The 13,313-nt window shown below is 38.5% G+C and carries 11 protein-coding genes and 3 pseudogenes; 2 read left to right on the top strand and 12 right to left on the bottom strand.

Annotation, left to right across the window (positions count from 1 at the left end):
* Positions 1 to 61 precede the first annotated feature (61 nt).
* Complete coding sequence (locus tag EHS13_RS17830; RefSeq protein WP_155701657.1) at positions 62 to 622, top strand: histidine phosphatase family protein; 561 nt, start codon at positions 62 to 64, stop codon at positions 620 to 622.
* Between the two features lie 59 nt (positions 623 to 681).
* Here the strand turns inward: EHS13_RS17830 and EHS13_RS17825 are convergent, their stop codons facing one another.
* The 7 genes from EHS13_RS17825 to EHS13_RS17795 form a co-directional block, all read right to left on the bottom strand.
* Positions 682 to 1,059, bottom strand: a complete 378-nt coding sequence (locus EHS13_RS17825; protein WP_155701656.1) for a hypothetical protein — start codon at positions 1,057 to 1,059, stop codon at positions 682 to 684.
* Positions 1,060 to 1,374: 315 nt separating this feature from the next.
* The gene (locus EHS13_RS17820; protein WP_405083567.1) at positions 1,375 to 1,668 is read right to left on the bottom strand and encodes a nuclease-related domain-containing protein; all 294 of its coding nucleotides are present in this window, start codon (positions 1,666 to 1,668) and stop codon (positions 1,375 to 1,377) included.
* 369 nt (positions 1,669 to 2,037) lie between these two features.
* Positions 2,038 to 2,313 (bottom strand): type II toxin-antitoxin system VapC family toxin, encoded by a 276-nt coding sequence (locus EHS13_RS17815; RefSeq protein ID WP_227014043.1) that lies wholly within the window; start codon positions 2,311 to 2,313, stop codon positions 2,038 to 2,040.
* 118 nt (positions 2,314 to 2,431) lie between these two features.
* Positions 2,432 to 2,662, bottom strand: a complete 231-nt coding sequence (locus EHS13_RS17810; protein ID WP_155701655.1) for a hypothetical protein — start codon at positions 2,660 to 2,662, stop codon at positions 2,432 to 2,434.
* Positions 2,663 to 2,777: 115 nt separating this feature from the next.
* Positions 2,778 to 4,148: a transposase gene (locus EHS13_RS17805; protein ID WP_155701654.1), complete on the bottom strand. Its 1,371-nt coding sequence runs from the start codon at positions 4,146 to 4,148 to the stop codon at positions 2,778 to 2,780.
* 512 nt (positions 4,149 to 4,660) lie between these two features.
* The gene (locus tag EHS13_RS36820) at positions 4,661 to 5,002 is read right to left on the bottom strand and encodes an alpha-helical endospore appendage domain-containing protein (protein ID WP_227014100.1); all 342 of its coding nucleotides are present in this window, start codon (positions 5,000 to 5,002) and stop codon (positions 4,661 to 4,663) included.
* 593 nt (positions 5,003 to 5,595) lie between these two features.
* A complete protein-coding gene (locus EHS13_RS17795; protein WP_155701653.1) occupies positions 5,596 to 7,719 on the bottom strand; it encodes an NTTRR-F1 domain in 2,124 nt (707 codons plus the stop codon).
* A 115-nt stretch (positions 7,720 to 7,834) separates the two neighbouring features.
* Here EHS13_RS17795 and EHS13_RS36435 point away from each other — a divergent pair.
* Positions 7,835 to 8,054: pseudogene (locus tag EHS13_RS36435) on the top strand (IS6 family transposase); the annotation flags it as partial.
* 609 nt (positions 8,055 to 8,663) lie between these two features.
* On the opposite strand, the pseudogene EHS13_RS17790 reads toward EHS13_RS36435, so the two are convergent.
* The 5 genes and pseudogenes from EHS13_RS17790 to EHS13_RS17770 all read right to left on the bottom strand — a co-directional run bounded on the left by EHS13_RS17790 (position 8,664) and on the right by EHS13_RS17770 (position 13,277).
* Positions 8,664 to 9,960 (bottom strand): annotated as a pseudogene (locus tag EHS13_RS17790) (IS110 family transposase).
* A 149-nt stretch (positions 9,961 to 10,109) separates the two neighbouring features.
* Positions 10,110 to 10,325: a hypothetical protein gene (locus tag EHS13_RS17785; RefSeq protein ID WP_155701652.1), complete on the bottom strand. Its 216-nt coding sequence runs from the start codon at positions 10,323 to 10,325 to the stop codon at positions 10,110 to 10,112.
* A 302-nt stretch (positions 10,326 to 10,627) separates the two neighbouring features.
* The gene (locus EHS13_RS17780; RefSeq protein ID WP_155701651.1) at positions 10,628 to 10,873 is read right to left on the bottom strand and encodes a hypothetical protein; all 246 of its coding nucleotides are present in this window, start codon (positions 10,871 to 10,873) and stop codon (positions 10,628 to 10,630) included.
* A 707-nt stretch (positions 10,874 to 11,580) separates the two neighbouring features.
* Positions 11,581 to 11,802, bottom strand: a pseudogene (locus EHS13_RS17775) (tyrosine recombinase XerS); the annotation flags it as partial.
* Positions 11,803 to 11,960: 158 nt separating this feature from the next.
* Positions 11,961 to 13,277, bottom strand: coding sequence for an ABC transporter substrate-binding protein (locus EHS13_RS17770; RefSeq protein WP_155701650.1), 1,317 nt, complete (start codon positions 13,275 to 13,277; stop codon positions 11,961 to 11,963).
* Between the last annotated feature and the right edge of the window lie 36 nt (positions 13,278 to 13,313).

The following is a 13,313-nucleotide window of genomic DNA, read 5'->3' as shown; positions in this document are numbered from 1 at the left end:
ATTGTACCGGCTTTATTTTTTATTTAGACATAAATAGTTATATATTAAGCGAGGTAGTGTTATGCAAAAAATAGTATTTATGAGGCACAGCAAACCGGATTACTCATTTGTTTTGGAAAGAAAATATATAGGACACGGAATAGACTTAGCTCAATTAACTGAAGAAGGCATTTCAATTGCCGAAAAAGCTTCTTTTGATAATAGATTAGACAATTCCGAAATTATTATTTCTTCTCCATATACACGCGCTTTGCAAACAGCGGCTATTATATCCAAAAACAGACAGTTGGGCATAAAAATTGAATTGGATTTACATGAATGGATGCCAGATTTATCTTTTCAATTTAAATCTATTGAAGAAGCTCTGATAGCAGAAGAATTATGCACAAAATACAAAGGGGTGTGTCCGGAGAATAGTGAGATGAAGTTTGAAGATTTTGAAAATGTATTCAAACGTGCTAAAAAAGCTCTTTTACGTTATAGCAGTTATAAAAAAATAATTGTTGTAGCGCACAGCATTGTTATATGCCGGTTTGTTCCCTACCCAAACATACCTTATTGCGGAATATCAGAAATCGATTTTGACGAATCATATTCTTGTACAGAATTTGATTATTGTTAGAACGTACCCAAAATAAGGATTAAACGTAAAAATAAAAACGAAAATCTAGCACCCGTTAATTAAGCACAAAATAGAATATCAATATCCCCGTCTACAAATCCAATTCCAATAGCAGATGCACTTTTGAGGACGTTTACATACTCTCCTTCTTTAAGATAACGTTCTACTAACATTGTAATGTACTTTAAACCTTGTTCCCATTCTTGAATATCTTCTGTTCTTTTTATAGAGCAAATATTTTCTTCCAAATTCAAATAGTCGGTACAAGCCCAATCTGAGTCATTCTCATCGAATTCATCTGAACCTATTAATTGTATATCGTATGTATCATCTGACCCTTCATATAAGGTGAAATTGAATGCATTTATACCTATAAGGTGAAATTGAATGCATTTATACCTAGAGGGATGTCTAGCTCTAAAATCTGATTTAACCAAATTGAAAACAATCTATAATTCTCCATATACATTCCCCCACTTTTAATATTAGTTTTGTTAATTGTGATGCATAAGTAAGCCCCTCAACTATAGTATCCGTTAGTTCAATGAACATCATTCATTATCATTACGACAAATATGCTAGATCCTTTTAAAAATTCGAATTCCTTGTGGAATCGGTGCTTTTCGTAAAGGTTTATAGCTCTTTGATAAAACTTTGCCACAGTTAATCTAAGAGCGATCTCTCCGTAAGTTTTATTAAGAAAGTGAAAAATACTTGTGAAAAATGTAGATCCATTGCCCTTTCCTGTTAACTCAGGTCTCATACCTAATCGTTATAATTTTTCGTTTCAATAACAAAGATACATAAGGTGAAATTACGATATGGTCGATTTGCGAGTATCCTGTTTTGGATTTAGAATTTTTTATCATGATATCACTTAAGTATGTACAATCCTTTGGAAGCTGATCTAACTGTATGTTTATCTTATATTCCCCTAACTCACCTATACGAGTGGGTTTTACCTTTTTCTTTTGATTTTTTTTTGGTATTGACAGTTTGGGAACTTCTTCTTTCACTTTAAACAAGTTCATAAATTTTTTAATCATAATATGGCTCCTTATTTGAAAATACCTCTGGTTATAAATCTAAAGACTTTTAGTATTATCGGACGCAGTAACATCTGGGCTAAGTTTTTCTGCGCTTCCGTTACCGTCATTGATAAAGCCGTCCAAAGACATGGTCATACCAGCGAATACTTTTCTCATAGAAAACCTTCCTTTCATGTTCTTTATGCCCTCTATAAATTTATATCAAATGGTTTTAATTGTGACAAATGGTATTTATGTATCAAGCACCTGTACGGAGATATAGAAAATTACAAAAACTGTCTTTTCGGGAGGGCAATGTTGTGATTATACTTTGTCTGAAGCTCGTAACCTTAAGGATTTAATATTATTTACCAGAAATTATTTGCTTCATGGAATAATAAACTCGATATTATATTCATTTTCAATAAATTTCATATCATGGTCTCTCGAAACTAGAACTAATTTCAATTCTAAAGCAGTCGCAATAATAAGAGCATCTGGTGTTATAAGTTTTCGTCCTTTTAAAGATTGTTCCTTCCGTATTGCTCCGGCTGCTCTTGCAATTAGAGAAGTTACTTCAATACAACGCTTAGTATTAAATAATTTGTTGGCAAGTAATTGTTCTTCAAGCTTTAAACCTGTATAAACTTCACATTCCGTGATTACAGAAAAAATAGTTTTCGTTTATCGTTGAAAGCTTGTTGTGCAAAATTCATCGTAGATGTTTCATTCATAAGTAAGGCTATTGCAATATTAGTATCCAATAAAAAGTCTTGAGTTGTTAATCCCATTCTTCGCGTGACCTCTTAACTTCATCATAAAGTTCCTTTGCTCTTTCTGGAGTTAAGGTTCCAGCAGCCTCTAAAAGGTCGTCAATGGAGTAGTCATCATCTTCTACTTCAATCATTTCTTTAGAGAAATCTATCGTAACCCTTTGGTTATGAATATCGAGCTCGTCTAATATAGATTTTAATGCATTTACAGTCTGACGATTAATTTTTTTGGGGATCACTGGTATCCCTCCCATCCATAATTATAGATTTATTATAACATGAATCAATTTCATAAATCATTTTCTTTATAGACAGGCTGACCGAATATTCATACTATGATTTTTAAAAAAAGTGCTAAGCAGTAGACTTTTTCATTTTAATGTATTGATTTAATCGGTCAGCTGTTAATTTGCATGCCGTGTAGGTCAGACAGGCGAATTCAAAATCAACCTTTGCTAATGCGCCACGATGGCGAATGTTATTTAGTTGAAAGAACTCTTTTAAGTAGGCATTTACACGTTCAACGGCTGTTCTTTTTTTGTACTGTTCCCTATATCGGTCACTACCACGTGCTGGAACCGTATATCTTCTTTGGTTATCATCGATCTTTTTCTTAAATACTTTCTGACAGTGTCCATCGTTAAAAGGGCAGGTTGAACATTCTTTGGGCTGTGTGTATTTGACCGTTTCGTACTTCGGGTCAAAACTATCGTATCGATAAGAATGACCTTCTTTACAGACGGGACGAAAGTATTTATCCATGCCATCTTCTTGATGTTCATTCCGGCGGTTGTAATCGATGAGGGCCCTTGCACCCATGCTCTCGACTTGCTTATAAATCGGTACGAGATCATAACCTGCATCCGCGATCACTTGAGAAATGGCTAGTTCAGGATGCTTTTCAGCAAGTCCTTTAAGTAAGGGAATGGCCAACTTTCCATCATTCATATTTCCTGATGTAAGTAAGGCTACAAGGATATATTGGCTTTTGCAGTCGACGACAAGATGGGCTTTGAAACCGTACCAGAATACATTCTTGCCTTCCGAATTTTTCTTTACGCCCCAGGCTGGAGTTAACGGGATTTCCTTCACCAACTCGTCATAGCTGTAGGAGGCTTGGGTTTCTACCTTTTTCTCGAATAACGTTCGATTCTCTTCCAGTTCCAACTGTTCCTTGAGCCATTGTTCTCGCTCACCCTTGGACTTGCGTCCCCGTTTCTTCGTTGGCGTTTTCGTGTTTAGTGGTTGACTGTCTTCCTTCTTTTTCTCGGGTTGACGATCTCTGGCTTCAACATGAGTTGCATCTATAGCTACCGCGGAAGCATCGATAAAACCCTCATGAAACGCTTGCTTGACTAGGTCTTGTTGAGACTGCTGGAACACTTCCGATTGTAGTAGTTTCTGGATAAGTCGCGTGTAAGAAGCTTCACTTGGAATTCGATCAGAACCCATAAATCCACAATCCGTGCTAAATTCGATACTTCGTTTCAATCGTTTCCGCAGATCTTTAATGGTTGGAATACGTTCAACGATTCGAATGAATAACGATTGCAGCATAGCTACGTAGTTGAGCTGAGTTGGTGCCCCTAAAAATGCCTTTTTAGATACAACGCGTAAGAATGGATTAATATCTAACGTCTCAAAAAGATAAGCAAACGTATCTTTGGGTGACATTTCTAATAAATCCTGCAAGGAAAACAGACTTTCTTGTTGAATATTGTACATTGGGAGATGCTCCTTTCTTCTCATCAGTGTCTGGTAGGGGTACTAAACACTTCGAGATTTGGGGAGGCACTCCTTTTTTTATGCTCTAAAAACTTAAGCGCAATAAGGCTTTGGAATTATGAAATTGATTCACATAAATAAAATATGTTTAAACCGCAAAGTGTATAGGCTAATTAATCGCTCTAATCCAAATATATAATGTTAAATCAGTTAAATCGGTTGTATTTCAAACTGATTCACTGTTTGTTTAATTCATTTATCGGGAATAATTGATTTAATGGGAGCGACACATAACTCCTGGGGACGAGCCCGATAATATCCAAGGACGGTACGATAATTATGTCATCGTCCCGATAAGTAGCGAAATGCCCGAACGTAATATATTATGTAAACAAATTTTAGTATTATCGGACACAGTTGTACTTATCGTTCACAGTAATGCTGTAGAATTATTTAGCGATAACCCGATTGTTGCTCCTGGTAGTGTGGCAGCTGCAAGATTTATTACAACACTAATGTTGTACAAACCCGCATTTTATATTGTGAAAACACTTTGTTACTGCGTTATAAGTAAGTGCAGTAAATTGGTTTGGAGTAATATTTAAAATATTTGATCCCGAAGCAATTGTCTGAGGTTGAATATTACCGTTAAAGAATGCGTTTACAAACGTAGGTGCTGGGCCTGTTGGGCCTGTTACCCCCGTAGCTCCTGTTGCTCCTGTTGCACCAGTATCTCCTGTTGCTCCTGTTGGCTCTATGGAAGTGGTTGACTGCAAAATGGCTTGAAGTTTGTTTTCCAGAAGCATTTCTTTCTTGATTGCTCCACGCATAGTGGCTTGAACACTGTCATTCACAAGTAAGATTGTGCTTATGAATGAAGGAATAGTTAACCCTGGGAGGGTTCCCAGACTATAGTGTATCTTCTCAGCTTCTGCATTGATTATGTAACTTAATCCTAACTCTTACATAGCGATCGAGGCTAATAGAAGATTGATTGCATCATCTCTAGTTATATTAATAGTTGGGGTAATATTTGGGATATTTGCTTGACTCAATACATGTCACTTCCTTTCATATATTTTTTACTACAAAATATAATATGGAAAATCAAACATTTCACATGAACTAAAGCTCACACTAATACCTGAATTATTCATGATGGCTTAGAACGGTTGAATGAAATGGGGAAGTTTGTGTCATTCTTCTATATTTGCGGAATGGTCAGTCTGTTCTGCATTAGAGAGCGTAATGTTTTCTCCTTTTAATGGTTGGATATAGGTTATATAGTTAAATATGGATATAGAATGATTCGAGCATCCATAGGACCAATCAGCATTTTTTAAAAAACCGCCCTTTCCCGAGAAAGGTTAAGAGCGGTTACAAATGTATTGGCCCGTGCCATTCTATTTTACTTTTCTTTAGGAGCAATTCTTTCCTATATTGTTCATTATAGAGTCAATTTAATAATCTCCAACGAGGCGTTTACAATCTGTTGACCATCAAGACTAGTAGCCAAATTATCCGCAAATCCTACATTTCTTAAAGTAATAGTTGCACTTGCTGGAACAGTAATGATGGAATGACCTGCTGTCTGAAAAAAACTATTTGCTGAACTATTGACACCAAACCCAAAGAGTGTTTGTGGAAGCGTTGCGCCATTTAGCACAATCGCATATGCAGTTTGTATATTTTGATTAACGGTTATACTCCATTGGATATGGTAATTACCTGCAACTAAGATGGTCACAGGAGCTGTTCCTGCTATATGAGAGATCCCTCCTACCAGAGGACCGTTATTGCTGAAAATAACGTCAACATTGGCCCCTACACCCTGAACTCCTAAGTTGAAAACATAAGCATATGCGGAAGAGACAGCTCCTGTAGCTCCCGTTGCTCCTGTTACACCAGTATCGCCTATAGCTCCTGTAGCTCCTGTAGCTCCTGTAGCTCCTGTTGCACCTGTTGCACCTGTTGCACCTGTTGCACCTGTTGCACCTGTTGCTCCAGTTACTCCTGTTGCACCTGTTGCTCCAGTTACTCCTGTTGCTCCTGTGGCACCCGTAGCTCCAGTGTCGCCAGTCGCACCTGTAACTCCAGTAGCGCCAGTAGCTCCAGTAGCTCCAGTGTCGCCAGTCGCTCCCGTAGTTCCAGTAACGCCAGTCACACCCATAGCTCCAGTGGCTCCAGTGGCTCCAGTGGCTCCAGTTACTCCTGTTGCTCCTGTGGCACCCGTAGCTCCAGTAGCCCCAGTAGTCCCAGTGGCTCCAGTGGCTCCAGTGGCTCCAGTGGCTCCCGTAACACCAGTAACTCCAGTAACTCCAGTAACTCCAGTAGTTCCAGTAACTCCAGTAGTTCCAGTAACGCCAGTAGCTCCAGTGTCGCCAGTCGCTCCCGTAACTCCAGTGGCTCCCGTAGTTCCAGTAGCGCCAGTCACACCCATAGCTCCAGTGGCTCCAGTAACTCCAGTAGTTCCAGTAGCTCCAGTAACTCCAGTAGTTCCAGTAGTCCCAGTAGTTCCAGTAGCTCCAGTGTCGCCAGTCGCACCCGTAGTTCCTGTAGCGCCAGTCACACCCATAGCTCCAGTGGCTCCAGTAACTCCAGTAGTTCCAGTAGCTCCAGTGTCGCCAGTCGCTCCCGTAGACCCAGTAACACCAGTCGCTCCCGTAGTTCCAGTAGCGCCAGTAGCTCCAGTATCGCCAGTCGCACCTGTAACTCCAGTAACGCCAGTCGCACCCATAGCTCCAGTATCTCCAGTAGCGCCAGTAGCGCCAGTAGCTCCAGTATCGCCAGTCGCACCTGTAACTCCAGTATCGCCAGTCGCACCTGTAACTCCAGTATCGCCAGTCGCACCTGTAACTCCAGTATCGCCAGTCGCACCTGTAACTCCAGTATCGCCAGTCGCACCTGTAACTCCAGTATCGCCAGTCGCACCTGTAACTCCAGTAACGCCAGTCACACCCATAGCTCCAGTGACTCCAGTCACACCCATAGCTCCAGTGACTCCAGCCACACCCATAGCTCCAGTGGCTCCAGTCACACCCATAGCTCCAGTATCTCCAGTAGCGCCAGTGGCTCCAGTCGGTCCTGTTGATCCAGATCCTCCTGCTGCTAATAAAGCTACATCATCAACTAAAATGTCTGCCGTTCCTGCTTGCGGAAGATTGTCTATTAAAACAAATGCTTGCGTGCTTCCTAAAGGAGCTGGAGTAGTAGTTTGGTAGATTTCAAGCCATGTGTGATTATCAGCAGTAGGAATCCGATCAATTGGAACATTTGTAAAAAGTCCTTGTCCCAACAAATTAAATATACTATCAAAATAAAAAACTTGTATTATGACAGGCGCAGCTGGCAGAAATCCTACTTTGGCTAACGAAATAAGAATTTCAAAACTATCTCCTTGAGTTACCGGAACAAATTGCCCAATATATGAGGTTACTGGACCACCTTGTAGCCTTGCTGAAAATGTACCTGAATGTGAAAATAGACTGGTAATTGTTGTATTAGCTGGAATCCAAGGTGCTAGGGTACCTGTTTCAAAACCACCATTAACGATTAAATTTTGAATGCTCATATCATTTTTTCTCCTTTCTTACTAAGTCGACTTTTTATAGTAAAGTCTCTCTATCCTATGTATCTCAATATAAATCGTTCTGGTCTGTTATATTAATTTTAATAATAAAGATCCGAGATGGTATTTAAAATACAGCCTTAGTTATCGTAATCTAGTAGAAATGATGGACGAACGATGACTACATATGACTCATACAACTATCATGCGATGGATTCATCAGTTTGGACCGGAATTAGACAAGCGAATACGTCCTTATTTGAAGTCGACAAAATGATTTCTATAAGACGGTTGAGACCTATATTAAAGTCATTGGGCAGTGGAAGTATCTTTACAGGTTGTGGTGCAAGAATTAATAAAGATAGCAATTTCCCAATAAATTGTAATTAACTATGCCATAATACCAAATATTTTATTAAGCCATTCAAATGCAGAGAGGACAGACGAATTATTTCCGGCCTGCCCTTTCCTAATCATATGCATGGCCTCGATTCCCAGCATAGCCTTACCAGTATTTCCTCCCACTATAAAGTATTGTTTTCGCCTGTTTTCTCGCTTACTCTTAGTTTTTCAACTTTGACACCTAGAGGGTAATGGGAGAATATTGTCGTAGAACCATATATTCTATAAGGCTCGTGGCGGGAATAGGGCTTGGACTCGTTTTTATCCAAACTGTGATAAAACTTATGATCGCACAGTGGATCTCCACATTCACCCTTGGGGTTTACCCTCCCATATCACACTGGGTCTATGCCCTTACATTCCTTCGTTCTACCTCTCAAGGGGTGGAGGCCGATTCTTGCTCCTAAACTGGGTCGTTGCCCTTATGGAAATTAACTTTCGGCTTCTCCGGTGCTTCTATTGTCATTGTTGTCCATATGTTAATAAGTGAGGTTCTTGCTATTTATTCTTGTCTACCTGTTAATAAGGGAACATCTTAATTCCATTTATGCAGCATTTTCTTGTAATTGTGCTAATCGAATGGGGCCAAATACTTCATTGACATCATATTCTTTCTGCTTTGTTCCAAGTGTATAGAGCACACGTATCAGTTTTCCGCACAAAGCGATAAGAGACTGCTTCTTTTTCAAGGGATTTTGGTTTCGTGTTGTGTAATGCTTGTGTAGCGCTTTAAACTCTGCATTTTTAGCCACAATTGGCATAATACAACGGAATAGCAGCCCCCGAAGACGAGAGCGTCCTCGCTTGCTTATACCGGTCTTGCCTTTTCTCTTACCTGAACTGTTCTCTCTGAGGTTTAAGCCAGCTAAGCGTATTATCTGTTGACCATGATCATACTTACTCAGGTCGCCCACCTCTGCTAGGAACCCAGATGGTCGTAATCCCCACACCTGGAATACTCAGCATTTGAACTGTTCCTGGAATCTCATCTAGGATTTTTACGACTTCTTGCATGATCGTTTCAGCTTGTTTGGAAAACAGGTTAAACTGCTCTAATAACGTCGCTAGCTCTATTCGGGCGGCAACTCTTCCCTCGGTAAGACCTATAGAGTTTACGGCGGTCTCATACAGTTTCTCTGCTCTCTTGATGCCTATACCTTGCTTAATTTTCGTCTTCCAATGTACAAGAACACCTCTGGCTCCTGAAGAGATAATTTCTTGCGGAGTCGGAAATTGCTGCAAAGTCATAAGCGATGCTTTTCCCGTCCAATCTTTAAATACCAGTGGATATTCAGGGAAAAACCGATCAAACCAGTTGTGTACGCGTGCCTAGACCTGGCTCAAATTTACTACGACTTTCTCGCGTAAATTCATTAGAATACGTAAGTCTGCATAAGCTTCTGTTGGTAAATTTGGTTCGGAATACTTTCCATTGCGAACCAGATCAGCAATGACCTTAGCATCCTTATAGTCGCTCTTGGTTTGTGAATTGTCTTCAATTTCCTTGGTCTTATTTACATGGTGTGGGTTGACGAGCACAATCTTAATTCCCTCACCTTGCAGGAAAGCTGCTAACGGAAACCAGTAGTGTCCGGTAGGTTCGATTCCAAATACAATCTCGCTTTTGGTATGAACCTGTTGTAGCTCCTTCATCCACGTCGCTAACTTCGTTAGACCTTCTCGATCATTGTAAAATTCACAGTCCTTACCTAACTCGATTCCACGATAATCTACAGCACGTGCAATGTGAATCTTCTTTGCAATGTCCGCTCCTACAACTAGCGTTGTTTCACTAATACGTGTAATAAGTTGATTCTGCTTTTGTTTCATCTTATACTTCATTTGTGTGCCTCTTTTCGTATCGGTTATTTGTTCGGCCAGAACAATTCCCAGTATACTAGAGGTGCATTTTTCATTCAAAGCTCAAATTACTTCATTACAGGAATAGCTCCTATATTGTATTCCATATTCGTAATTTCCTTCGCACCTGTTTATTGAATATTTAAATCATAAACCCACTTTTTTATAGAATCATTAAGAGAGGGAGTTAATGTGATTTTCCAATCCTTTAAATTTTCTTCTGATTCCAAAGAGATTGTTATTTTCTTGAGGATTGATTTATTCTCGTTATCTCTTACGTTTATAAGATAAACAAAAAAAGCAATTAATAACAGAGTGCTAATTATAATTGCAATGATTTTCTTCATGTTTCCTCCTTTAGCAGAAATTCTAATTAACGTCTATTACGAACTACGCCAATTCTCCGTACTTGAAATATAAAGCGATAGGGAAAAATTTATAAATTACCTTTTTTAATAGATTCAAATGTTCGCCAGGAACCAAATATAATGACGGATGTTAAAAGAAAAAACATAATGACAAACCTACCAAGAGAACTTGCTTCGTTACGTAATAAACTAACATGCTCAATTGTAAAAGTTAAAAACCAAATATCGAAAAGCGAAAGTAAGATCAATAGTATGATAATTGCTACTCTCATTTGTTTCTTCTAACTGTCAGATTGCTTAACGTCACCATTTAATTCAGTCTTTTTGCTTTTATAAATCCCAATAATTCCCACAGTCAAAAAGCATATCCCTGTAAATAATTGCCATGTGAAATTAGTCCAAATTACTGCATCATTAGGACCATTTCCAACTGGTCCAACTTTAGGTTGATATGCGATCCATGTTTGTATTATGGCTATTAATATTAAAACAACAGCAATAAAAATTGTAAATACATAACGTTTCATACCGATCTCACCACTTCCAACTAGGTACTAACTATTAAGCCTTTTCATATTTACTTTAATTACGTTTTTTGTGTTGAGTTATACTGCCCGTTTCAATAATCCAAAGAGGAGTTGACCAAACCAAGCCCTCCATTATCGTATCCGTTCAACAAAAATCGGTCTTAACGACTGTAGCTTTTACTCATGTGCAGTGCGCTTTCGTTCCGCGCGCAGCTCCCAGCGCGCGGTGGACCATATATTCGTTATATGACAATTTGAAAGTTTAACATTATACTTTGAATGAGTTTATTCAAAGAATATTTGATTTTAATTCACTGTTTGTATAACTCATTTATCGGGAATAATTGAATTATAGGGAGCGACGCATAACTCCCGGGGACGCGCCCGATAATATCCCGGGACGGTACGATAATTATGTCATCGTCCCGATAAGTAACGAAATGTCCAAACGTAATATATATTATGTAAACAAATATCGAGGTTTTTTTACCGGACACTGAATTATACATATTTTGTAAAACAAAAAAATAAAGAACGAATTTATTTAAAATTCATTCTTTTGTATATCAATAACTTTGGCCATTGTTTTATCAGTGAGATGAGCATAAATTTGAATTGTCTCAGGTGAAGTATGTCCAAGTTGTTCTTGTGTTGTGTAGAGATCATTAGCATATTTAATTACTAACGCTTGAATAACGGATGAGATGTTTCTCTAAATCTTCTAGAAAAATATCTTTGAACGAAACAGCATTCGATAAGCCTTCCCCTAATAACCTAGAAAATAAAGCTTCGTAATCCCGGACATATTCAAGCAATGATGAGGGTGAAAGATCCGGTAATTTATAATTAATAAATTTTCCAACAAACCACGGCATCTGAGGCAATTTATTTTCCAACGTAAGACGATCTTTAGCTTTGATGATCTTCATTGGCTTTCACCCCAGTTTGTTAGTTACATAATCATTAACCCTAGCGAACTATATATGTTGGGTTTCTAATCCTGTGGATGAAAGTGCTTGAAACACTGCTTGGCTTATATTGCGCTCTGCCTCTTCCAGGTTAAGTTGTTGGTTACCATTCATTCCCCCTAATTTTCAGACTTCAATTTCAAGTCGGCATTTTTTGATTCACTGGTAAGCATTTGCTTAATATCTCCTTTGCTTTTAAAGGCATCTCGAAATGCCGAGGTTAACTCCGGTACAAAGGACTCCCAACGCCCATTCATATAAAATGAGCTCTTCTCAGAGAATTCCATTTCATTGGAAAAAACACTTAAAACAGGATCCTCCAGAATTCCACTTCCGTCAATTACTTCCCTTATTGCAATAAATTCATTGCTACCGAGCTCCTTGGTAAATTCATTGGTTTCAACTGCAATTTGCTTTAGAAAATCCCATGCAGCTGGTACGTTTTTAGATTGTGCTGAAATACCAATGCCATAAGAAAAACCAGTGTTAACTTTTTTTCCAGCTTCAAATTTGGGTAAGCCCACTACACCAAACCGATCACCTAAACTTCCTTGGATTTCGGTTAATCCATAATAAAATTGCATAGTCATACCTACCTGCCCATTGGTAAAATATCGAAGCGGGTCTTCAGTATAGGGGGCAACTTTTTGAACATTTACCAAATCAACCAGCCATTTAAATGCTTTTGAAGAAATGTCACTGTCTAAATATCCTTTTGACTGCAGACCATCTGATGATAAATAGCTGCCTCCCATACCAATCGTCAATACTTCAACTGGATCCGGATGAATGTTAATCGCCGCACCGAATTTATTCGAATCACCCTCAGCATTTGCCACCATTAATTTTCTTGCAATTACAATGAACTGTTCCCAGGTCCATCCTTCTTGCGGATATGCCAATTTCGCTTTATCAAACCAATTCTTGTTATAGAATATTACGTAAGGATCACCAAAAGTAGGCACTGCATATATTTCTCCATCTGAGGTGGTATGATTTAGCATGGCTTTGTACAATCGCTCCTCAAACTTAAAATTATCCAACCTCTCAAATTGGTTGAGGGATATAAGCTGTTGGTTTCGATATAATTGAGCCAAGTCTGGATTAGCTATATTGATAAGATCCGGTGAAGTTCCAGCTTCAAAATCTTGTTTTAGTCTTTCACGATACTTATCATATTGAATCCTTTCAATATTAATTTTTACATTGGGGTGGTCGGCCTCATATTTAACTTTTGCTTTTTCATAAATATCAATTCTTCTTGATTGCTGGGGAAAGTCAAGTGCCAACATATTTAATTTAATAATAGAATCATTGTTTGATTTCTCTTCAGGAGTATTGGCTGCTATGGCAACCTCTATCTCTGGAGATTTTTTACATCCATTAAAAATCGTCAATACCATTATCATTGCAATTAGAAAATATAGTTTTTTCATTTCAACCTGGTGCTCCTTTTGTTAAATTTTTATAAT

Source organism: Paenibacillus psychroresistens, from assembly GCF_009728935.1.
Taxonomy (GTDB): Bacteria; Bacillota; Bacilli; order Paenibacillales; family NBRC-103111; genus Paenibacillus_AC; species Paenibacillus_AC psychroresistens.
The sequence above is the reverse complement of the archived record's forward strand: the minus strand, read 5'-3'. Positions and strand labels throughout refer to the sequence as shown.